Genomic DNA, 22,207 nt, shown 5'->3' on the forward strand with positions numbered 1-22,207 from the left:
TTGCCTTCACGAAAACAATTTTGTAACGTCGAGGCGAACATCTCGAAGAGTGTCCGCCGTAGAGTGGAAAAATTGTTTCGTGCGAAACTGGCAGCGAAGCTCACGGCAGTTTTTCGTAAACGGCTCTTGCTATTCAACTACACTTTTAACTCGAACAGGTATGTGTACACTCTCTTTTTCTTCAACATCGATATACTCCACATCGATATGGGCGCCGAAAGCAGCACCATACTTAAACTTACAGTAACCATAGAAGATGAGTCCCAGCACTGCCCATCCTCCGGCCATGATCCATTCCTCGGTAACCAGCGCGGTTGAGGCGAAAGGCAAAGGAATAACATATAACAATGTCATCACGCCCGACAGGGCCACCGCAACGATTCCTACAAAGGTGCCATTTTTAACCTTGTATGGCCGTTTCATGCCCGGATCTTTTTTTCTCAGAATCAGGAAGGATAATGAAACCATGGCGTAGGCTAGACAAACTCCAAAGCTTCCGGCATCCACAATCCAGACCAGCATTTTTCTTCCGAAGAAAGGAGCGATGACAGATAATACGCCAATTAAAGCGATGGCAGTAACCGGTGTTTTAAACTTAGGGTGAAGTTTGGCGAAAACTTTTGGAATCATATTTGATTCGGCCATGGAAAACATAGCCCGGCTGCCGCCAATCAGAAACGAATTCCAGCTTGTGATAATCCCGGCCATTCCGCCAACGATTAATACTTTTGTCATGATTGGACTGTTAAAGGCTAAGCCCATGGCATCAGCGGTTACCAGGGTTGAACCGGCCATTGCGCTTGCAGGCATCACATAGGCTACGGCCAGAATGACCAGTGAATAAAAGGCCACTGCCATCACGATGGATAAAATCATGATACTGCCGATTTTTTTGAAGCCGGCATTTATTTCTTCAGCTGCCTGGGGAATTACATCAAATCCAACGAATAAGAACGGCGTCATAACGGCTACGGTCAAAACACCGCCCAGGGCCGTTGTGCTGGTTTTACCGCTGCCAACAAACATATTTTCCATAATATTTGCCGGATCCCCATTAATCACTGATCCGGCGATTAAAAGGATTCCTGCACCTGCAATCAAGAGAGTAAAAATCGTTTGGAGTTTAGCCGCCGTTTTGGCACCGAGAATATTAATACCGGTAATAATAATGGCTGTGACTACCCCAACCGCAACCCAGGAAGCATAAATATCAAAACCTGCCACAGTATACATGTAACCCTGGAGAAAATTAGGGCTCAGATATTGAATAACTGTAGGAAAGGCGCAGGCTTCAAAGGCCACAACACTGACATATCCCAAAACGATTGCCCAGGTACAGATAAAGGATCCGGTGGGTCCCATGGCTTTGTAACTGAAGACATGTTCCCCGCCGCATTGCGGCATCGCTGCGGTTAATTCCGCATAGGTCAACCCCACGAATAAAACCATCACACCGCCGATTAAGAAAGCGATGGCCGCCCCCAGGGCCCCGGCTGTTTCAATCCAGATTCCTGTATTGACAACCCAGCCCCAGCCAATCATGGCTCCAAATGCGAGCACAAAAATATCTTTTGTGCTTAACACCTTATCAAATTTTGACTTTGTACTATTTACACCCATTTTTCTTTTTTGTATGATGACCGCTAGATCAATCATACTTCTCCTTTCGCTTCTTGATTAATTTTTCATTCTTTATTTCAAAAAAAAAACGAGGTTTCTCACAAGCTTTAACCATTACCGCGAAAACGCGTGACCTGATTATTCAGGTCGGTAACAGTCTAGCTTAGAAAAACCCCATTGTTTATAAACGCTATCTATTTAGTTCACCAGTGCTTAATTTACTAAAACCATTTCCTTTACGGTTGATTCAATAATCCCATAGGCCTTGTCACAATCTGCTTTGGTCACAATCAACGGCGGAATCATGCGGATAATATTTTTGCCGATGGCCGTGATCAATAATTTTTTCTCCAGGACATTGTGCTTTATCTCAACGCCCGAAATCCCGTCTTCAAATTCAACCCCGATTAAGAGGCCTTGTCCTCGGACTTCCCGGACATGTGGAAGGCCCTTTAATTTATCCATGAAATAGGCTCCCATCGTTTTGGCATTGCCGGCCAGGTCACGATCCAGAAGCTCGGTGATCTGGGCCAAGGATGCGGCCGTACAAACAGGATGGCCGCCGTAAGTCGTTCCATGAGACCCCATTGAAAAAGCTTGGGCCACTTCATCGGTGGCACAAATGGCACCGATCGGCATTCCCCCGCCCATGGCTTTAGCCATGGAGACAATATCCGGTTTGATGCCGTAATTCATATAAGACATAATCGCGCCGGTTCGACACCATCCGGTCTGAACCTCATCGAGAAGCAATAACATTCCTTTTTCATCACACAATGCTCTTATTCCTTGCATGAACGCCATTGTGGCCGGATGAACGCCGCCTTCGCCCTGAACTGGTTCAATCAGGATGGCAATGGTATTGTCATCAACCGCGTCTTTAAATGATTGAAGGTTATTAAATTCAGCATAGGAAAAACCCGGGGTCATACCTCCAAACCCAACCTGACAGGCATTGTCCGGCTGTCCGGTGGCACTCATGGCACCGAAAGTTCGGCCGTGAAAGGACATTCGGGCGGTGACGATGTTGTAGCGTTGTGGCCCGTATTTTTCGACGCCGTATTTTCTCGCCATTTTAATCATGGCTTCATTGGCTTCAGTGCCTGAATTCTGGAAAAAGATTTTATCCATGCCGATGTTCGTGCATATTTTTTCTGCCAGCAGTACCTGGGGAATGGTATACGGATAATTAAAGGTGTGAATCAAATCCGATACCTGATCCGTTACTGCGGCCACAACTTTCTCATTGCAGTTTCCGGCGCTGTTCACTGCGATCCCGGCATAAAAATCAAGATATGCTTCACCATTTTCATCATAGATATACATGTCTTTTGCCGTCTCAGCGATAAAATCAAATCGTTCATAGGTTTCAATCATATACTGATTGACTTTTTGTTTTAATTCTTCTTTTGTTAATCCGGTGTCTTTTAATTTCATTCCAAATACCTTTCTCTTTCCTATGGTACATTTCCTACAAACGCCATCGTTCGTAAAATATACAACCAATAAAAAAAAGCGCCGCAACATGATTACTCATGTGCGAACGCCTTCGTTCGTGTCAATTTATAATGATAATATACCACGTGTGCATTATATTGTCAATATGTACATTGATATTTTCTTTATTTTATTATTTAAAGGGTTTTAATAAGGTTTTTCCCAATAAACTATAATTATTTGTGCAATATACTGCATATTTACGTAGCGTTCAAAGGTCCCCTTGACGCCCCTCAGGTTACATTTTAAACATAAACACCGTAATAAATTTCAGTTTGTTTTGTCCCTTGTTCCAATAGGTATGCGCCACGGCTGTTTCGAAGCAGATGGCATCTTCTCTCTTGACATGGTAAAACGACTTTTCGATTTCCAGGGTCAGCTCGCCGTCATGGACCACAATGTATTCATTGGTGCCCTGGCCGTGGGCCCCGCTGACATAACAGGCCCCGGGTTCAATTTCGATTTCATAGATTTCAAACAACCGGTTCTTTTCATAGGGGAAATAGGTGTAAACCGCATAGCGTCCGGGAACTTCCTTGGTGGGAATGAGTTTTTCCCGATTCACCTCATAAACGCCAATGCCCGGCGCCCGGGTCAGATCCTGTAAATCCACTCTCAGCCCACTCACAATTTTTCCCAGGGTTCCAATGGTAGGATTGGCTTCCCCCCGTTCAATCTGACCCAGCATGCTTTTACTGACACCGGTCTGTTCAGAAACCTCGTCCATGCTCATGCCTTTTTCCCTGCGTATTGATTTTAAATTAATTGAAATATTCTTATTTAAGTAATCCATCCCATTCGCCTCGTCTTTCAAAGCTTAGTTTAACGTAAGACAGGCTTAAAATCAACGGCTCTGAGAAAATTCATTTATTTCGTATCCCCCTGACCTTCACGTCACTCGGTATGGTTAAAGTATTTTTTTTCGTAACAGCTAAAACACCTTTAATAAGTATCTATGTTAACCGAAGCTGAAATAAAACCGCTTAACTATGTTCAAACCTAAAAAAGACCTTGTCATAGCAGTATGATACTGCGGCAAGGTCCTTATAATGTATATTTTTTTTGTTGCCTATGCAATTTATCAACAGCGTTTGAAAGTGATAAGAATCTTCAACCATCACTCTCCTTAGATATAAGCAGATAATCCACGAATTGATAACTCTCCCATAGCGATAAAATCATTTTGTCCATTTTCATATTCCACTTCCAGTTTTCCATATTCGTTGATACCTTTAGATATGACAATGGTTTCTTTGTTCCCGATAATTAACCGTACTTCTTTATTCTGATGTATCAGCAACTCATTGTATTCATCAACCATAAATATCAGTGAATTGCTGATTAGATATTGCTCATATTCTCTTTCCACACATTTTAGAATGCCTGCAATAAGTTTGGCCCTTGAAATTCTTCTTCCACTTTCGATTAAAATTGAAGAGGCACTTTGGTTTAACTCATCCGGGAAATTCTCCTGGTTCACATTAATGCCTATACCGGTAATCAGACATTGGTTATTTTCGCTATCACAACATATTTCTGTTAAAATCCCGGCGATTTTTTTGCCTTTTAATATAACATCGTTAGGCCACTTAAGCCTTGCATCAATTGCAAAAACCTGATGCAATACTTTGACGATACAGAAAGAAATTAGCAAGGTTAATTCGCATACTTTATAAGCATCAATTTCAGGTTTCAAAAGGCAACTCATCCATACTCCCGTTCCAGGTGGAGATATCCAGGATCTTCCTCTGCTTCCCTTTCCTTCTGTCTGGGAATCAGCAACGACCAACAGTCCTTCTTGTGCTGAATTAAGAGCTTTTTTAACAGCTTCGTTTGTCGAATCAATAACATCTTCATATATAACTTTTTTACCTAACCACTTTGTATTGATTATCTTCTGTATAAATTTTTCATTATAATCATCCAATTGATTTGCTTTGACATAAAATGCTAAAACCCTACATCAATTCCTTTTCTGGTATTTTTACTTTTTGACCAATTGAACTGCACTTTATACTTAGCCAGCCAAAAATAAGTCCCAGGAAATTAGCACCTGTAATCCATATTGCTGCATTTAATAATGGTGGCATCCCGCTAATTGCCAAATAAGCACCGGCGCCATAGCCTACGAACATACAAGAATATGCATTAAATGATATTAAGGATATATTCAATGCAGGAATCTTTAACGTAAGCATCAGTAAAAATACCGTAATCAATACTGAAAGCATTGTAGCCGCCAGCGCAGGCATAAATAAAGCAAACATATTAATTAAAACAAATGCCCCAATTGCCAATACCGAACCGACCAACATTGGTAAAATTCCTTTTTTTATTAAATCCGGTGTCGCCCCCAGTGCAAAATACCACGCCCAACCAATAAACAATGCCCATACCGGTATATTGATAACCATTAATAAGCAAGACAACGCAGCCAGAACTGCCACTGAAATATCTAATAATCCAATTTTTTTCATAATCTAATACCCCTTCCATTACATAAAGTAAAATTTATTTATTTGCTAAAATATCCATCTAAATTTGTAACCGAAATTCCATTTGATTCAAGTGAATTTCTAACCGCTTTAGCAACACTTACCGCATTGGGAGAATCGCCATGAATACAAACTGTACAACCATCGACATGAATCATCTTTCCATCGATTGTATCAATTTTCTTTTCTTTGACAACCACAACTGCTCTGTCAGCCACGTCTTGCGGCGAACGTGCTTTCTTTACCCGTTCAAGCATCCAATTGCCATTTTGATCATAGCCAAGATCTATTAATACTTCAGGTGCAGTTTTGAGTCCTCTGGCTTGGGCTCTTTTTAACGTTTCACATCCGGTGTGAAGCATAATATAAAGATCTTTATTATATTCTTCAATGGTATCAAGAAAAGTATCGATATACTTTTCCTGTTCTCCAACCATCCGATAAAGAATGCCGTGGGGTTTTACATGTTGCATTTTAAGCCCGTGTACCTTTAAGAAAGCATCCATTGCCCCTAGTTGATACAAGGTATCTGTTCTCAGTTCTTCGGTTGATATATCCATTTGTCGTCGGCCAAACCCCTGTCTATCCGGCAATCCAAGATGTGCTCCCACCGCAACGCCGTACTCCTTTGCCCATTTTATGGTTCTCTCCAAAACAAGTGGATCTCCGGCATGAAAACCTGTTGCTATATTGGCAGAGGTCACATAGGGCATCAGCGATTCATCATCTCCCAAAATATAGCGTCCAAAACTTTCGCCCATATCAACATTAATATCTATTTTCATACTGCCCTCAATTCTAATTTGATTTGTTTCGGCCTAAACCTCAAGAATAATCATTGGTGAATCAATATCCATCTCATCCCATTCAGCAACTAAAATTTCTTTGACCGTGCCGGCTTTAGCTGTTTGACAAATCATTTCAGTTTTCATACAGTTAATAACCGCTAGTTCCTGTCCTTCTTCTACTTTATCGCCAACTGCTACGACAACCCTGGCAACTAAACCTGGCATATGCGCTTTTAGTATATATTCCATATTCATATCCTCCATTTTCTAAATTAATAAATCATTTGCTTCAAACATTGCACTACGCTCTTTGCGGGCTTCGATGGCTTCTTCAACCGTCACTAATTTGAACACTACTTTGTCCCTGGCGGGAATTCCCTGGCCAATCTTCCAAAGGTCTGCATTGATAACATTGGCAACACAGACAAAACCGCCGAGGGTCGGACCATCTGCAATCAATATCGAAGGTGTATTACCGGTAACATTGATTGCACCTCGCATATTATATCCGTGATCAACAATATTGGATGGGTGACTGCCACCCTTTCCGCCATCTTCACGGGCCCAAAAAAAATCGGGAACTTCACCTAAACGATAGGCCGCTCTATTTGCATTATGAGATATCTTCATGGGTGTACTGAAAAGATAATCCATTCCTTTTTCTGTCACATAATCCGGTACGGAATTCGGACCTGGAATTGCTCTTAATTCCCATAGATTAGTATATTCCGGAATATATTTAGGATTTAACTTTTTACCTGCGATCCCTGAGCACGCTTTCTTTGCTGCAGAGATAATATCATCCTTAGCCAGTTTTCTTCCTTCAAAACCACCATAAGAGCCAAACAGGCATGTAGATTTGCTTCCTAAATATTCCGGGACATCAATGCCGCCGGAAATACAGATATAAGAACGAAAACCGGTTTCTCCAAAGTGTGAAAATTTCAGAATATCACCAGTTTGAACCGCCATTGCTATCCACATTGAAACTTCCTCATCATTAATCGTTGGACTCATATCCGAACCGGTTATTGCAATGATGCCATCTTCAACAATTTCAAACTGACAATACCCACCGGCAATTTCCAATCCGGCTTCCCCAGCCTCATTACCGACAATCATATTGCCAAGCTGTAATGCCAGATTATCCATAGCTCCGGCTGCGGCCATTCCCAGACCCATATATCCAAGTCTTCCCGGCCAATCCTCAACAAGAATTTCTATTCCACCATTTATTACTTTTATCATATTATATTACTCCTTTTCACAAATCAGCATCAAAGCTTTGGCGTCGTCTTGGAACCCTGTTCCTGACGCGCTGCAAATTCTTCCGCACCTTTAACAACTTCCGGTTGTGCCAGGAATTCAATATAATCTTTTACAACCAGCTGGCTTTCCTGGATATCATATACATAATCTGTTTTCTCATGAACGTGATCGTAAATATCCAGAATTTCTTCCTCTGATACTTCAACAAATTTAATCCGATCTCCGGACGGACGATATAAAAAAGGACCTTCTTTAAACTGTGGATGTTTCATTGATAACTGGAATGTAGGAATGGTTCGGCCAAACAACTGATAGCCGCCACCTGTCGCGGTGGTATAAGTAAAGAGGCATGCCCCGCCAATACCTACAGCGCCTTCAGGTGTCCAAATCCGAGGCGGATTATATTTTGGTACGATCATTTTACATCTTGGATCCATCGGCCAGAAGAATCCGCCACCCGGCCAGAACCCACATCCGCTATTATACCAATAGGTGTCCAAGAGCATGTGCTTAATATCCTCAACTGTGCAACCGTTGCATTGAGCCATGTATTCTAAATTGTAACCATTATCACAATTGGGTGCGTTGGGACGGACCTGTTTTGAATACAATGAAACTGCTTTTTTCGTTTCACTGTCTTCAAATGCAATGGGTAATGTAATAATCCTTGAGTCAATGACCATATCATCAACACCTTTTAGTGATTCTTCCACTTCTTTAATTTTGTCAATCAAATCCCGAGGCGCAATAACAGTAGGATCAAAATGGATCATATTAGCTCTTAGGCTAGGTAAGGTTTCAATTAAACCCTTAATATTCATCTGTTTTATTTTGGCATCTGCTGCCAAAATCCTAAAAGAATCCAGCAATTCCACTCTCTGTTCGTAGCCATATTCCACCTGAATAAAACCATCACCGGCTTGACGAAACAAAATTTCTGTTCGGTCTCCTTTTGCAGGAAGCGTATCCAAAATTACATCATATTTACTCATCCTTTTTCCTCCTTTTAATTGCTTTATTTATTTCCACTGTTAAATTATCAACTTATCTAACAGAAAAACACAAAATAAAAAGAGCATGACATCACAATCGACATGCTCCTTTGCATTAGTTTATTACTATTTCACGAGAAACGCACTTGAACAGATTCTCAATGATTCCCGGGCTGTAGCCAATCACAAGCTTACCGGCTGTAGGCCACAATCCGGAATAAAAAAATGCACGACAAAAATCTCTTTTCAGACATCTTTGTCGTGCATCTCTTAACTATTGTATTAAGTATATCACAGCAATTTTTATGTCGCAATATACAGCTAGCATAAACGTTTCACCACATTATGTTCACTCAGCACAAAATCTTTTATGCCAGATTAAACTTCTTTCTGATCATAGCAGTTAAGACTTCTGCGGTCTCATCAACGCCACCAAATAAGCTGCTGTCAATTAATATATCTTTATTATTCACATTCTGGCTATAGGCTTTGGCATAATTCAAACTATAGGATTCTCGTGCCTCATCAACAGCAAGAATCATCTCGTCTGCTTCCTGGGGGTTCATATGAAGAATATTAATACAATTCTCTTTTCGGGTCTCATAGGGCGCATAGATAAAGATACTGAAATGATTCTCGTGATTTCTTAAGATATAGTCCGCACACCGGCCTACAAAAATAGAGGATCCTTTGTCAGCAAGATCACAGATTATCTTTTTCTGAACCTCGAATATTTCTTCCTGTTCGTCTTCCGATCTGGTGCCCAGCGGGAATTTCATTTCGCCGAATTCATTGTTATCCAATTCTTCATCCTCTATGATTGAAATCGGAAGTTGCATCTTTTCGGCCATTTTCTCAACAATATTCCTGTCGTAATAGTCGATATCAAGCATTTCAGCTATTTTCTTTGCAATCGGTCTTCCCAAACTGCCGAACTGCCTGGAAATGGTAATCACATAACTTTCAAGCCCAATATTCACTTTCTCTTTTGTAAGGAACAATGTATTGAAGTCACCTGCTGCAAAATTTTTATTTCGCATAATCGCAATGTCGGTTGATATATTAGTGGACACCCCGTCAATTTTAAACTCTTTCAAGGCTTTAATCATATTTGCAATGCTTTTATTTCTATCTTCTCCCCATACCACAAGTTTACAAAGCATTGGATCATAGAAAGGCGATATTTTATAACCTTCATGAATCGCTTGCTCCACTCTGACATTTCCTTTCGTTGTATCCGGAAATTGTAATGATGCAATAATACCTGGGGATGGCATAAATGTTTTAGGATCTTCCGCATAGATACGACATTCAATGGCATGACCTTTTAATTTAATATCCTCCTGTTCATAGGCTAATTTTTCACCACTGGCAACACGAATCTGCTCTTCAATGAGATCAATTCCTGAAACAAATTCTGAAACCGGATGTTCTACCTGTAATCTTGCATTAATCTCCATGAAATAGTAGTCACCTGTAGCAGTTTTTAAATATTCAATGGTGCCGGCACCTGAATAATGCATTTCTTTTACCAGCTTCTTGGTATAAGAATATAATTTTAATCGATCATCGTTTGAAACAGCAACAGATGGGGATTCTTCAATAATTTTCTGATATCTTCTTTGAATCGAACATTCTCTTTCTCCAAAGCATACCGCGTTTCCATAATCATCCGCCATAAACTGAACTTCAATATGTCTTGGCAACAGCACTTCTTTTTCAATATAAATATCGTCACTGGCAAATGCCATTTTTCCAATTCGTTGCATACTGTCAAAGATTGCCTGAGTCACTTTTTCAGATTCTAAATAGGCTATTTTTTCAATGCCTTTCCCGCCGCCGCCTTTATCCAATTTCAGAAGAATGGGCAGGCCTACTTTTACTGCGGTTTCATAAATTTCATTGATCCCACTGATGGGTTTAATGGTTCCTGGCGTAACAGGAATTCCGAGCTTATCGGCAATGATCCGGCAATAACATTTTGATTCTATGTTTTCAAGAATGGACGAATCAGGGCCAATCCATTTTGCGCCTGCTTTATTAACCGCTTCTGCAAAAGCAGCTGATTCTGATAAAAATCCATATCCCGGATGCACTGCATCAGCACCAGATTTTTTAAGGACTTCGATCATCGCATCAATATTTAAATAACTTTTCACCGGAGCTGCCGCTCCTATATTATAACTTTCCATAGCCTTTTCAACATAATTAGCTGTTTTATCTGCTTCTGAATAGACAACAACTGTTTCAATTCCCATTTTTTCACATGTTCTGATAATCCGGTTAACTATTTCGCCTCGGTTGGCAATTAAAATTTTCTTAATCATATGAAATCCTCCTGATCTTTTTTGTCTTTTATGAATAGTGCTGTTATGAACCTGATTCATAAAAAAAACACAACAAAGTAAGGTGTTTGACTTCTTTGTCATGTTTCAATATCATTCCAATATTAAATTTTGTTGCCCAGTACTTAATCGTTTTTTATGTGGTAATCAACTACAGTTTACTTTAATAAAGGCTCTTATAAATGGCCAATATTTGTTCTCTTGAAAATGGCACGTAATTATTTGCCATTAACCGGGTCTGTTTCGTCATTACTTCATCTGTGAAATTTTCAAGTTCTTCTTCTTTGACGCCATATTCATGCAATGCTTTTTTCATTATAATATGGTTTAAGAGGTTTTCTATTTCATTGTATATTTCATTGGGTTCACATTCTAAAATGTCGGCTAGAAATATATTTAATTCTCGGATTGTGCCATCAGGCTTCATTGACTGATAGGCTTTATATACTTCCGTGAACATCACATAATTTGCTTCGCCATGCGGAACATGATAGTTTGCTCCAAGAGGATAACTCATTGCATGGACTGCTGCGCAGCCAGCATTACCAAAAGCAACGCCAGCAAAGGCTGATGCCATCATAAAATCCTTTAATAAAGGTTTTCTTGCCTCTTTGCCGTTCTCAGCAATTATTTTATAACCCCTTAAAATCATCTCCATTGCTTTTTTTGAAAATAGTTTTGTAAAGTCATTGGCCTTAGGCGATGTATAGGATTCTATGCCATGGATCAAGGCATCAATTGAACTGGCAGCAAAAAATTCCATGGGCAGATGCTCTAACAATTCCGGAACCAACGCTGCATAATCCGCATATAACTCATCAACGGCAAGTCCGAATTTTGAACGGATTGATGTCAGTTCAAGGATGGAAATATTTGTTACTTCACTTCCTGTACCGCAAGTCGTAGGAATAAGGATAAGCTCTTTATCTTTTACAATTTCCAGTTTTTTATTGAACAAATCCACCACCGGCACTGTTGTTTTCAGAGCAAAGAGTTTAGCAACATCTAAAATAGTTCCTCCTCCGATGCCAAAGACACGATTGAATTTATAATCTTTAATATCCGCATATATACTTTCAACCATAATATCGGTTGGTTCCCCTTTGCCATATTTTCTATAGTTGACAAAATAGGCCTCACGATCGATATGATGCTTGAAATATCTCTCATAGGTTCCTTCGCTGACAAAAACCAGGTCACCTTTTCCTATTTGAAAATTTTGGCAAAGTTCTTTACAGTTATCAAATTGTTGAATTGTTGGAACAATTCGAAATTGCTTCATAATATACTCCTATCCGCATGTTTTTCATATTTGTCGACTGAATATTACATGCATTTCCTAATGGCATTTTCAAAAATATCCAAACCCGCTTCTAGCTGTTGATCAGTAATCACCAGTGGCGCCAGAAATCTGATGACATTTCCATAGACTCCTGCATTCTCAATAATAAGACCGTTTTGAACCGTTTCTTTTACCAGATCAAACACTAATTTCGGATTTGGTTCTTTTGTCTTCTTATTCTTGACAAATTCAATACCGATCATCGCACCAAGTCCTCGCACATCGCCAACCACTTCATAATCTTCTTTCCATTGATTAAAACGATCCAATACTTTCCTGCCCATTTCACAGGCGCGTTCATCCATGTGATCTCTTTGCATGATTTCAATCACTTTTAAAGCGGCTGCACATGACAACGCATTTCCGCAGAAAGTACCGCCGATTGTACCATCTTTAACGGATTCCATAATTTCTTTTCTGGCTGTAATCGCACTTAGGGGTAACCCAGCTGCTATTGATTTCGCAGTGGTGATAATATCCGGAGCCGCATCAGCTTCTTTCCAATAGTCAGAAGAAAACATCTTACCGGTACGGCAAAACCCGGATTGCACTTCGTCTGCTATTAATAGTATACCATTATCATCACAAATTTTCCTGACCGCTTTTACCCACTCCATAGGTGCAGGTATAAAGCCCCCTTCTCCTTGAAGTGGTTCTACCACAATCGCCGCCACATGCTCAGCAGGTGAACATTCTTCAAATACTTTATAAATACTTTCCACATAATAATTAATAGCTTCTTCATTCTTCATACCTAGTGGTTTTCTATAAAGATATGGGAATTGTGCACGATATATTCCATCAGGAAAAGGCCCCATTCCATAAGCATAAGCTTTTTTTGCTGTCATTGACATGGTCAGCATTGTTCTTCCATGAAAAGCTCCCGAAAACACAATAATATTTGGTCTTTTTGTAAAAGCCTTCGCTATCTTTACAGCATTTTCATCAGCTTCCGCACCACTATTGGCAAAAAAAGTTTCTTTTACATCGCCTCTTACTGGTACAATTCCATTCATTTTTTCTGCTAATTCCACATATCCTTCATGTGTTACAATATTGAACATGCCATGAAAATATTTTTCAGATTGTTGTTTTACTACTGCGACTATTTCAGGGTGGGAATAACCGATATTCAAAACACCGACCCCACCAACCCAATCAACAAAGTAATTCCCATCGACATCTTCAACCATGGCCCCTTCGCCTTTTTCGATAACAACTGGATAAATACATTTGATGGCTGTTGGAATGGCATCTTCTCTTCTTTCAATGATTGCCTTGGCCTTCGGACCAGGTATCTGCTCTGTTATAATTCTAGGTAACTTATCTTTTAACATATTGCCTCCTCTTATTACTTCTAGTTTTATCTCTGCGTATACTCCCAAAATCGAATAACGAAATACAAATAAAAAAAGCGCGACAAAAAATCGATTTGCTCGACTTCTTTGTCACACCTTGCTTATTTATTGATTATATCATATCGTGTTTTGATGACAATAGCTGTCCAGCCTAATAATATTCATATCCTTTGTGCTGGACTCACAACGCGAAATTTAGTATACTGTTTATAATAATTCCATATTGTATTAAATTCTTAATCATTTTTAAATAACTTTGAATCGAGGCAGCGTTGCTATGTCCATTATTTTATCTGATTTATTCATTATAACAAAATCTTTATATAAGCTTAAACTCGTAGCCGGTTCAGATGGGATTAACACTCCTATCAATTGGGTACAATTCACAGAAGACATTGAAACAACAAATTTTTTTAGAGGCGGTGAATTAATTATTACCACCGGTATGAGTTCAAAGTCTGACAATTGGTTATTTGATTTTGTAACCAACCTGATTAAACAAAAGACCTGTGGCCTGATCATTAATACCGGCCATTATATATTCTCGGATTCCATTTCAATGGAAGTCATCAACCTATGCGACCAGAATCATTTTCCTTTATTCATTATGCCATGGAAAATTCACTTATCCGATATTATGCAGGATTACAATCACAGAATCTTTATGCAAAGCAATCAGGAAGACCGAACCACAAGGGCATTTCAGCAATTACTCTTCCACCCCGATAACCTTGAAACAAGCATTGATACATTAAATAGCCTGGGATATGAAACAACGTCTTCCTATCGGATAATCGTGGCTAAAAATCTTGGAAATCCGTCAATAGTCTCGACCTATTTGAGTAAAGCCGCAAAAAAATATAATCTATTTAAAACAGAAGATCACATAATACTGATTGTCCAAGATGCTTCAGAAAAAACAATTACTGATGCGTTAATAAGTATTAACAAATACTGTTTTTTAAATTCAGGGCACAGGGCTTCTTTCGGTATTGGAGATATTGCGAACTCCCTTTTTACACTTAATATGAGTTATGAGCGAGCACTTTTCGCCTTAAAAGCAGCTCAGCAGCAGCAGCTTGATCAGCTCTGTTTCAATGATCTCGGCATGTTTAAAGTATTTTTTTCCGTTCGTGATAAAACGCTTTTAGAAGCTATCTATCACGAACGATTAGGGGTTTTAGAAAACTATGATCTAACCAGCCATACGAATCTTACTGAAATATTACGTCTTTATCTTGATAATGATGGCAGCATTCAGGCCGTTGCCGACGCCTCATTCACCCACCGCAATACCATTAATTACCGGATGAAAAAAATACGCCAGCTGTTAAAAATCAACATCACTTCCATGGACGAAAAATTTGATTTATACACCGCCTTTTTAATCAGAGATTTCCTCGCTCTTTAAACGGGGTACAAGCATCAAATCGATGAAAAATAGGTTGTGGAAACGTTAACCGAAGCGGAAATAAAATCGCTGAGCTGAGCTCAGACCTAAACGAACCTTGTCATGGCAGTAATACCATGACAAGGTTTTTCTAATATAATTTTGTCATAATGCCCCATGCAAATTTTATCAGCAGCGTTTGAAAGTGATCTGGTTACTGAACGAATCTCTCCCCTGACTATAATAAGTATAAGAGAACTAAAAAGCGGCCTGGCAGACATAACACTAACTTAATAAATGAATGCGTGCTAAGCTAATAGTGTTTTGCATAGAAGATAAAATTAGAAAAAATCAAAACCTCAAGGGAGAATTATCAAATGGCTATTGCAGATCAAGTTTTTGGGTATTTTATGCCCGTAGTGAATTTAATGGGACCCGGTGCAGTAAAAGAAGTTGGCGAACAGGCAAAAGGTCTTGGTGCGAAAAAAGCATTAATTGTAACCGATGCCGGCATGGCAAAAATGGGTGTAGCAGATCAGGTCAAGGATATCATTGAAGCTTCCGGACTGAAAGTCGTTATTTTTTCAGGGGCCCAGCCAAATCCAACAGATATCAATGTTGCTGACGGTTTTAAAATATTCACCAAAGAAAAATGTGATTTAATTGTATCCTTAGGCGGCGGATCCTCACATGACTGCGCCAAAGGCATCGGCCTGGTTGCCGGCAACGGCGGTAACATCCGTGATTTCGAAGGGGTTAATAAAAGCACCAAACCAATGACCCCACTGATTGCCATTAACACCACCGCCGGTACCGCCAGTGAAATGACCCGCTTCTGTATTATCACCAACTCGGAAACGCACGTTAAAATGGCCATTGTTGACTGGAGAGCGACTCCAACCGTCTCAATTAACGATCCCGTTCTGATGATGGGCATGCCGGCAAGTTTAACCGCAGCAACCGGAATGGATGCGTTAACGCATTCGGTTGAAGCGTATATGTCAACCATTGCCACCCCCATAACCGACTCCGCCGCTTTAATGTCCATGAAGCTCATCGGTGAAAACCTCCGTCAGGCCGTTGCCAACGGCCAAAACTTTGAAGCCCGAAACAATATGGCCTATGCCCAGTTTTTAGGCGGTATGGCATTTAATAATGCCAGCCTGGGCTACGTCCACGGCATGGCCCATCAGCTGGGCGGCTTTTATGATCTGCCCCACGGTGTATGCAACGCCATCCTGCTGCCCCACGTTCTTAAATACAATCTCAACAGCAATCCCAAACGACTGGGAGATATTGCAGTGGCACTGGGTGAAAACATTCATGGTCTTTCCGTCAGAGATGCTGCTGAAAAAGGTGTCCAGGCCATTATTCAGCTTTCCGAAGATGTCGGAATCCCCGCTGGCTTGACTGAGCTTGGGGTCAAAGAAAAAGATTTTAAACTGATGGCTGAAAATGCCATGAAGGATGCCTGCAGCGGAACCAATCCCAGAACCGCAAAACTGGAAGATGTGATTCAAATCTTTAAGGATGCGATGTAACTAAAATATCTCGCAATACTGACAAACGATTATAACAAAGAATACTTGCACCCCAGGTGCAAAAAAGGAGAAACCGCTATAGCGGTTTCTCCTTTTTATTACGCACTTAGTAAGTAATTGATAAATTCAGAATGCGTCATCAACCCTTACAGTAACTGATCAAATAAATACTGGCGGATCTCATCTTTCATTTTTGCAAACCCATAACTCCCGATCATTGAAAGATCTCGGGGACGGCTAAACGGTACTGTCACCTCATAAATGATTTTCCCCGGCAATTTACTCATCACCAGAATTCGATCAGACAGAATCAATGCTTCCTCTATATCGTGAGTAATGAAAAGAATGGTCGGTTTGATTTGTTCGGAAATACCAAGCAGAAGCTGTTGCATCAACATCCGGGTCTGGGCATCCAGAGCCGCAAAGGGTTCATCCATTAACAGCATCCGAGGCTCCATAATTAATGCCCGGGCAAGAGCCGCCCGCTGTTGCATCCCCCCTGACAGCTGATTCGGATAATAGTTATCAAAACCTTTCAATCCAACCAATTGGACATATTGACAGTATTTTTTCTCTATTATTCCCTGATTTTCCCTGCGATTTCTAAGACCATAAACAATATTCTCCTTCACTGTAAACCATGGAAAAAGCACCGCAGACTGAAAAAGCACGCTGCGTTCCGGGGCAGGAATGACAACCGGTTCGCCTTGGAACAGGACCTCCCCTTTATCGGGCTGCTCAAAGCCTGCCACAATGTTCAATAGGGTTGATTTTCCGCAGCCGCTGGGACCTAGCAGCCCGATGATTTCACCTTCCATAACAGACATGGAAATCGCCCTAAGCACCTGCAGCAATCCTACTTCGCTCTTCTTCCCGGTTTTGACAGAAAAACTTTTGTCGACCTTGTCTATGACTAATGCTGTTTTATTTTCCATTGGCGGTCCTTTCATGATAGGGATAGAGCCAGTCGCATAGGATAAGCAACAAACGATCCGACACAATTCCCATAACGGCGATACACAGCATTGCCACCGGGATCATTTCCACCTGTCCCAGCATACGCGAATCCATCAGCACAGCCCCAAGCCCCCGGGATACGCCGGTGAGTTCCCCAAGCACCAGATAAGCCCAGGAAACCCCGAGGCCAAGCCTCAATCCCACCACAATGGATGGAAATGAAGCCGGAAGGATCACGGTTCTGAACAAGCCCATTTTATCTGCCCCCAGCATGCTTCCCGCTCTGATATAGATATCCGGAACGTTAGAAGCGCCGTCAGCCACATTGAGATAAATGGGAAAAAAAGCCGCCAATGCGATCAGAAACACCGTCGTCCCTTCTCCGATGCCGAACCAGACCAGAGCCAGAGGCAGCCAGCCGATGCCCGGAACTGTTCTGATCATTTGAATCAGGGGATCAATCATTCGCCGGATCAGCACATTTCGCCCGGAGAGAAAACCCAATAATAGGCCACCGCAAGCAGCCAGGCCAAAACCAGTTATTACCCGGATGCAGCTTACCCATAAATTCTCCAGAAACTTTCCCGAATAGGGGGTAAGCTGGGCGCCGCCGAAAATAAAATCCAGCAGCACCTGAAAAAACTCGACCGGAGCCGGAAACAGATAGTCTGGTACCCTGCCGCTTAAGGCAGTCAGATACCAGACGATCAGGATGACCAGCGGTAAAACCAATCCCAACGGATCAATTTTTTCCCAGTTTTGTTTCATGATTCCAGATCCTTTTGGGCCTTTTCGATAAAACTCAGGTCAAACATAGCCTCAATATCCGGAACTTCGGTAATCAATCCCTGTTCTTTCATCCGCTGGGCCAGGTTTTTGACACGACTGATATAATCTGCATCGATCTCCCAAAACAGATCGATATTATCTGCCGCGATCTCCAGCACCTGGGGGCCGGTACCAAATTCGGCCGCTTTTGCAAGCCAGAGGCCTCGGTCCGCTTCCAGAGCATCCGTCGCTTTAACATGGGCGGTCACCAATTCCTGAATCATTTGCGGATCATTTTCAATCTTATCTTTTGTGGTGATCATCCCGCTGTTGATGATACCGAAGGTTTCATCATCACGGGGATAGGCCAGAACCCGGCCATAGCCTTCGGCAATGGCTATGGAAGGATAGGGTTCGCCGCTGTAAAAGGCATCCACCGTTTCCTGAGCCAGCGCCTGTCCCATATCGAAAAAATCAATTCGGATCAATTCCACGTCTTTTTCAGGATCAAGCCCGTTTTGGTTCAGTACCTCAAGCAGCAACAGATGATGCATGGTTCCCGGTACATAGGCAATTTTTTTGCCTTTAAGGTCCGCTTCACTGTAGATCCCTGAACCAGCTCCAACCGCTAGAGCCGAACATTTATTGGACAGACCGCTAACCACAACGATGGGTTCGCCCTTTGATGCTGCGGTGATCGCCGTCACCATTGTCGTTCCGCACAGATCCAAACTTCCAGCCAGGAGGGCGGCTTTCATGTCACCAGGATTGGTAAAGGAAACCACCTCGACCTGATCATCAACGTCCAAATAATCCTGATAAAAAAAAGGCTGGATCGTCTGGGCCGTTTTCCATGTTCCCACCTTTGCCTGCAGAGTTAGCGCCTGCTTTGTCTCATTGCTGCAACCCATCACCCCCAAAACCAGCAGAAGTGTGATAATAGAAACGCTTAATTTTTTCATTGTTTAATCCTCATTCGATATTGCTTCATAACCGCCGGCGTGAAACCATTTTTGGGCTGTCTCCGGATCAAATCCATTCCAGACTTCTTTAGAGCTGCAGCAGGTATCCCGGGGAATAGAGCCACTCTCAACTACTGCCACATTCGCTCCCCATGCAATGGCCAGCTCCGACGCCGGATGCACACAGATATCCGGTGCGTGCACCCCTGCTGCCAGACGTGACACGGCGATAATTTGAGCCAATCGTTGGTTTGAAAGACCTGGCAGCTCCCCCAGAGGAGTACCCTTAACCGGTACCCGTGCCATGGCGCCGGTGACAACCGCTCCGTATTTGATGGCATTAAAAAAAGAATCTGCAATTTCTTCGTTACTGTGTTCAACCCCAATGGGCTCGATTAGGGACACCAGGTTCAGAGAAGAACGCTGTATGGCTTTCAGGGTTTTTTTTCGTTCTTCAGGATCAAATTTTGTATTGATGCCTTCCCTGAGCCTTACGGTATGGTAAATATACTCAAACCCGGCATCAACCAACTTATTGGCAGTGCTTTCGTTAAATTCACCGGCATTGGCTACTAGCTGGTAATTTCCAGCCACCACACTCTTTATTTTCCTGGCCAAGTCCATCAGTTTTTCAAAGGAATAAAACTGAGTAGTCCGGAGTACAATCCATTTCACACCTTCATGAACATATTTTTCTGCCATCTGAATGACTTCATCTTCGGTTAATTCGCTTTCATTCCTAACCAGGCCCCAGCTCTCGCCCAGCGAACAATAATCACAGTTCATCGGGCAGGCCCGGTAGTCAATCCCAATAGCTGCCCAGAGATAAGCCTTGTTATTACAAACTTTCGCGGCAACATACCGTGCCGCCTGTCCTAATTCCTTACAGGCATCGGAGTTTGGATCAATTTCCAATAATGCCATCACATCCCGTTTATCCAGAATTTTGCCGGACAGTGCACTTTCCTTTGCCCGGCTGATCAGTGTTGAATGATTCTCCATCTTTTTTTGTCCCTGTCTTTCCTTTGTCAATTTATTTTAATACTTCTCTTGCCTCAATGATGATTCCCTCAATAGAGCGCTGATAGTCTTCAAGGGTTTTAATCCAACTGGAAAGACATCTCTTTCCCGCTGCTGTTATTGCATAAATTCGTCTGGGCGCTCCCGATTCCATCACATCCCATTCGGATTCGATCAGGGATTTTTCCTCCATCATTTTCAATGTCCGATAAATCCCTGCCGGATCAGCCTTTTCCCCATGAAAAAGCTTCTTGTTTTCCAGCTCTTGTATAATTGAATAACCGTGGATATTCTGATTGCACAGCAGAATTAAAATATTGGGCTGCAACAATTTATCCAGATTAGTTCCCTTGCATGAGCACTTGACCTTCTCTTTTATTTGTGTTCCTCTACTACTAGACATACTCTATCACCTCCTGGTCAGTGTAGCATAGTTTTATTCTTCTGACTAGATGCAAAAAACAGATTCTTTTCAATTAAAAAAGGGAGAAACTCCAACAGAGTTTTCCCCTTTTTATTATTTCCCCAGTCCTTTATGGTTTCGATTCAACCTTTCTTAATTTCTTATTTAAACTTTGTTAAAGAACCTTTTTATCATTTAGCTCGCTTTTTCACCGGTCTCGAAATCCCCTAGGCAAACTTGATAAACAGCTGATCTTCGGTGTACTCTGCGCTTTGAACGGTTTTATTACGCAGCACATCCGGCAGGGTAAAGACCCGCTTTTCATTCTTGATCTGGATCATCAGTTCCCCGCCTTTCTGGCCCATGTCCATGTCCGCCTTATCCGCGAAGGGGATATTTAAAATGAAATTATACCCTTCACCTTCCTTTTTCACTTCAAAAAGCTTATCGGTAAACAAAATCGCTGCTGGATCGGTTTCTCCAAAAATCTGATCGGCTGCCTCTAAGAGAATTGGTTCAGACACCAGCTCGCTGCTTTGGAGCATCAGGGTAAACACCGGGACCTTTGAGAAACTTTCCTGAATCTCCTGAAGCCCTTCCGCCTGAAGATCGATCCACTTGCTGAAATACCCGTCCAGGGCCTGTCTGGGATAGACCTTGTTGACGATGACTGCATCAATGTTATAGTTGTACAAATGCAGGTAGGTGAAATTACGTTTCGCCTCCTTGATGACAATCCGCTCCGGGGTGGTAACGATGCGGATGCTGAGAATTTCCTTGTCCGTCATAATGGCTTGGAGTTTATAAAGCTTTTCATTTAAAAACTCGATGTCATCAAATACATTATCCTCGGGCATGGGGATTTTCATTAGTTTTTCCACCATCGGTCCCGCAATTTTTGCCGCCTTTTTTTTCATGGGAAGAACGGTTTTAATCATATTCCCGAACATTTCCGGAAACTTCAGCAGCGCCAGGGTTTCTCCGGTGGGGGCACAGTCCACAATTAAAACATCGTACTGGTTTTCCTCATAAATATCGGTAATTTTAAACAGTGAAAACAATTCCTCAAGGCCGGGAAATACCAACAGCTCTTCGGTCTCAATGCCCCCTTCGGCTCTGGCTGTGAGCAGTTCCTTCATATAGTTCTTCATGTTCCCCCAGGCCAGCTCCCCTTCAACAATGGCGTCAATTTCCATTCCCCAGAGATTTTCTGATATGAGAACCGGCGTGTTTTCCAGTTTCACCCCAAAGGAATCCGACAGGCTGTGAGCCTGGTCGGTACTCATAATCAATACTTTTTTGCCAAGCCTGGCCAATTTAACCGCGGTGGCCGCCGCCACACTGGTTTTCCCTACCCCGCCTTTGCCTGTATATAAAATAATTCTCATATTTTTCTCCTTTTTATTTGATTTAAGATAATTGCAAAGCTGCCGTGAGCTTTGCTGCCAGTTTCGCACGAA

General features: G+C 41.8%; 20 protein-coding genes. 2 read left to right on the forward strand and 18 right to left on the reverse strand.

Features of this window, described 5'->3' with window-relative positions; genetic code table 11:
• Positions 1–129: 129 nt before the first annotated feature.
• The 12 genes from AKG39_RS18855 to AKG39_RS18910 all read right to left on the reverse strand — a co-directional run bounded on the left by AKG39_RS18855 (position 130) and on the right by AKG39_RS18910 (position 13,685).
• On the reverse strand, positions 130–1,656 hold the full coding sequence (locus AKG39_RS18855; protein ID WP_242852672.1) for an APC family permease: 1,527 nt from the start codon (positions 1,654–1,656) through the stop codon (positions 130–132).
• A 177-nt stretch (positions 1,657–1,833) separates the two neighbouring features.
• Complete coding sequence (locus AKG39_RS18860; protein ID WP_050741958.1) at positions 1,834–3,057, reverse strand: aspartate aminotransferase family protein; 1,224 nt, start codon at positions 3,055–3,057, stop codon at positions 1,834–1,836.
• 298 nt (positions 3,058–3,355) lie between these two features.
• A complete protein-coding gene (locus tag AKG39_RS18865) occupies positions 3,356–3,910 on the reverse strand; it encodes a helix-turn-helix domain-containing protein (protein WP_050741959.1) in 555 nt (184 codons plus the stop codon).
• A 333-nt stretch (positions 3,911–4,243) separates the two neighbouring features.
• Positions 4,244–5,044: a biotin--[acetyl-CoA-carboxylase] ligase gene (locus AKG39_RS18870; protein ID WP_050741960.1), complete on the reverse strand. Its 801-nt coding sequence runs from the start codon at positions 5,042–5,044 to the stop codon at positions 4,244–4,246.
• Positions 5,045–5,075: 31 nt separating this feature from the next.
• A complete protein-coding gene (locus AKG39_RS18875) occupies positions 5,076–5,594 on the reverse strand; it encodes a DUF1097 domain-containing protein (protein ID WP_050741961.1) in 519 nt (172 codons plus the stop codon).
• 38 nt (positions 5,595–5,632) lie between these two features.
• A complete protein-coding gene (locus AKG39_RS18880) occupies positions 5,633–6,397 on the reverse strand; it encodes a 5-oxoprolinase subunit PxpA (RefSeq protein ID WP_050741962.1) in 765 nt (254 codons plus the stop codon).
• Positions 6,398–6,430: 33 nt separating this feature from the next.
• Positions 6,431–6,649, reverse strand: a complete 219-nt coding sequence (locus AKG39_RS18885; RefSeq protein ID WP_050741963.1) for an acyl-CoA carboxylase biotin carboxyl carrier protein subunit — start codon at positions 6,647–6,649, stop codon at positions 6,431–6,433.
• 18 nt (positions 6,650–6,667) lie between these two features.
• Positions 6,668–7,648 (reverse strand): 5-oxoprolinase subunit C family protein, encoded by a 981-nt coding sequence (locus tag AKG39_RS18890; RefSeq protein WP_050741964.1) that lies wholly within the window; start codon positions 7,646–7,648, stop codon positions 6,668–6,670.
• Positions 7,649–7,677: 29 nt separating this feature from the next.
• A complete protein-coding gene (locus AKG39_RS18895) occupies positions 7,678–8,661 on the reverse strand; it encodes a 5-oxoprolinase subunit B family protein (protein ID WP_050741965.1) in 984 nt (327 codons plus the stop codon).
• 368 nt (positions 8,662–9,029) lie between these two features.
• A complete protein-coding gene (locus AKG39_RS18900) occupies positions 9,030–10,988 on the reverse strand; it encodes an ATP-binding protein (protein ID WP_083439676.1) in 1,959 nt (652 codons plus the stop codon).
• 181 nt (positions 10,989–11,169) lie between these two features.
• On the reverse strand, positions 11,170–12,288 hold the full coding sequence (locus AKG39_RS18905; protein WP_083439677.1) for a 4-hydroxybutyrate dehydrogenase: 1,119 nt from the start codon (positions 12,286–12,288) through the stop codon (positions 11,170–11,172).
• A gap of 44 nt (positions 12,289–12,332) precedes the next feature.
• Positions 12,333–13,685 (reverse strand): aspartate aminotransferase family protein, encoded by a 1,353-nt coding sequence (locus AKG39_RS18910; RefSeq protein ID WP_050741967.1) that lies wholly within the window; start codon positions 13,683–13,685, stop codon positions 12,333–12,335.
• A gap of 298 nt (positions 13,686–13,983) precedes the next feature.
• Between AKG39_RS18910 and AKG39_RS18915 the strand changes: the two genes are divergently transcribed.
• A complete protein-coding gene (locus tag AKG39_RS18915; protein ID WP_050741968.1) occupies positions 13,984–15,117 on the forward strand; it encodes a PucR family transcriptional regulator in 1,134 nt (377 codons plus the stop codon).
• Between the two features lie 356 nt (positions 15,118–15,473).
• The gene (locus tag AKG39_RS18920; protein ID WP_050741969.1) at positions 15,474–16,637 is read left to right on the forward strand and encodes an iron-containing alcohol dehydrogenase; all 1,164 of its coding nucleotides are present in this window, start codon (positions 15,474–15,476) and stop codon (positions 16,635–16,637) included.
• A gap of 146 nt (positions 16,638–16,783) precedes the next feature.
• Here the strand turns inward: AKG39_RS18920 and AKG39_RS18925 are convergent, their stop codons facing one another.
• The 6 genes from AKG39_RS18925 to AKG39_RS18950 all read right to left on the reverse strand — a co-directional run bounded on the left by AKG39_RS18925 (position 16,784) and on the right by AKG39_RS18950 (position 22,135).
• Positions 16,784–17,572 (reverse strand): ABC transporter ATP-binding protein, encoded by a 789-nt coding sequence (locus AKG39_RS18925; protein WP_242852673.1) that lies wholly within the window; start codon positions 17,570–17,572, stop codon positions 16,784–16,786.
• Complete coding sequence (locus tag AKG39_RS18930; RefSeq protein WP_050741971.1) at positions 17,562–18,362, reverse strand: ABC transporter permease; 801 nt, start codon at positions 18,360–18,362, stop codon at positions 17,562–17,564. Before AKG39_RS18930 ends, AKG39_RS18925 begins: the two co-directional genes overlap by 11 nt.
• Positions 18,359–19,324, reverse strand: coding sequence for an ABC transporter substrate-binding protein (locus AKG39_RS18935; protein ID WP_050741972.1), 966 nt, complete (start codon positions 19,322–19,324; stop codon positions 18,359–18,361). The genes AKG39_RS18930 and AKG39_RS18935 overlap by 4 nt, the downstream gene beginning before the upstream one ends.
• 3 nt (positions 19,325–19,327) lie before the next feature.
• Positions 19,328–20,356, reverse strand: coding sequence for a radical SAM protein (locus AKG39_RS18940; protein ID WP_242852674.1), 1,029 nt, complete (start codon positions 20,354–20,356; stop codon positions 19,328–19,330).
• A gap of 1 nt (position 20,357) precedes the next feature.
• On the reverse strand, positions 20,358–20,747 hold the full coding sequence (locus tag AKG39_RS18945) for a PadR family transcriptional regulator (RefSeq protein ID WP_050741973.1): 390 nt from the start codon (positions 20,745–20,747) through the stop codon (positions 20,358–20,360).
• Positions 20,748–20,974: 227 nt separating this feature from the next.
• Positions 20,975–22,135: an ArsA family ATPase gene (locus AKG39_RS18950; RefSeq protein WP_050741974.1), complete on the reverse strand. Its 1,161-nt coding sequence runs from the start codon at positions 22,133–22,135 to the stop codon at positions 20,975–20,977.
• Between the last annotated feature and the right edge of the window lie 72 nt (positions 22,136–22,207).

It is taken from the genome of Acetobacterium bakii (assembly GCF_001263355.1).
In the GTDB taxonomy this organism is placed as follows: Bacteria; Bacillota; Clostridia; order Eubacteriales; family Eubacteriaceae; genus Acetobacterium; species Acetobacterium bakii.

What these genes read in the sequence shown, in the direction of transcription:
- AKG39_RS18895 (WP_050741965.1), bottom strand. Translation starts at nt 8,661, where the DNA reads ATGAGTAAATATGATGTAATTTTGGATACGCTTCCTGCAAAAGGAGAC.
- AKG39_RS18915 (WP_050741968.1), top strand. Translation starts at nt 13,984, where the DNA reads ATGTCCATTATTTTATCTGATTTATTCATTATAACAAAATCTTTATAT.
- AKG39_RS18950 (WP_050741974.1), bottom strand. Translation starts at nt 22,135, where the DNA reads ATGAGAATTATTTTATATACAGGCAAAGGCGGGGTAGGGAAAACCAGT.
- AKG39_RS18920 (WP_050741969.1), top strand. Translation starts at nt 15,474, where the DNA reads ATGGCTATTGCAGATCAAGTTTTTGGGTATTTTATGCCCGTAGTGAAT.
- AKG39_RS18925 (WP_242852673.1), bottom strand. Translation starts at nt 17,572, where the DNA reads ATGGAAAATAAAACAGCATTAGTCATAGACAAGGTCGACAAAAGTTTT.
- AKG39_RS18875 (WP_050741961.1), bottom strand. Translation starts at nt 5,594, where the DNA reads ATGAAAAAAATTGGATTATTAGATATTTCAGTGGCAGTTCTGGCTGCG.
- AKG39_RS18890 (WP_050741964.1), bottom strand. Translation starts at nt 7,648, where the DNA reads ATGATAAAAGTAATAAATGGTGGAATAGAAATTCTTGTTGAGGATTGG.
- AKG39_RS18910 (WP_050741967.1), bottom strand. Translation starts at nt 13,685, where the DNA reads ATGTTAAAAGATAAGTTACCTAGAATTATAACAGAGCAGATACCTGGT.
- AKG39_RS18855 (WP_242852672.1), bottom strand. Translation starts at nt 1,656, where the DNA reads ATGATTGATCTAGCGGTCATCATACAAAAAAGAAAAATGGGTGTAAAT.
- AKG39_RS18945 (WP_050741973.1), bottom strand. Translation starts at nt 20,747, where the DNA reads ATGTCTAGTAGTAGAGGAACACAAATAAAAGAGAAGGTCAAGTGCTCA.
- AKG39_RS18865 (WP_050741959.1), bottom strand. Translation starts at nt 3,910, where the DNA reads ATGGATTACTTAAATAAGAATATTTCAATTAATTTAAAATCAATACGC.
- AKG39_RS18930 (WP_050741971.1), bottom strand. Translation starts at nt 18,362, where the DNA reads ATGAAACAAAACTGGGAAAAAATTGATCCGTTGGGATTGGTTTTACCG.
- AKG39_RS18885 (WP_050741963.1), bottom strand. Translation starts at nt 6,649, where the DNA reads ATGGAATATATACTAAAAGCGCATATGCCAGGTTTAGTTGCCAGGGTT.
- AKG39_RS18860 (WP_050741958.1), bottom strand. Translation starts at nt 3,057, where the DNA reads ATGAAATTAAAAGACACCGGATTAACAAAAGAAGAATTAAAACAAAAA.
- AKG39_RS18900 (WP_083439676.1), bottom strand. Translation starts at nt 10,988, where the DNA reads ATGATTAAGAAAATTTTAATTGCCAACCGAGGCGAAATAGTTAACCGG.
- AKG39_RS18880 (WP_050741962.1), bottom strand. Translation starts at nt 6,397, where the DNA reads ATGAAAATAGATATTAATGTTGATATGGGCGAAAGTTTTGGACGCTAT.
- AKG39_RS18935 (WP_050741972.1), bottom strand. Translation starts at nt 19,324, where the DNA reads ATGAAAAAATTAAGCGTTTCTATTATCACACTTCTGCTGGTTTTGGGG.
- AKG39_RS18905 (WP_083439677.1), bottom strand. Translation starts at nt 12,288, where the DNA reads ATGAAGCAATTTCGAATTGTTCCAACAATTCAACAATTTGATAACTGT.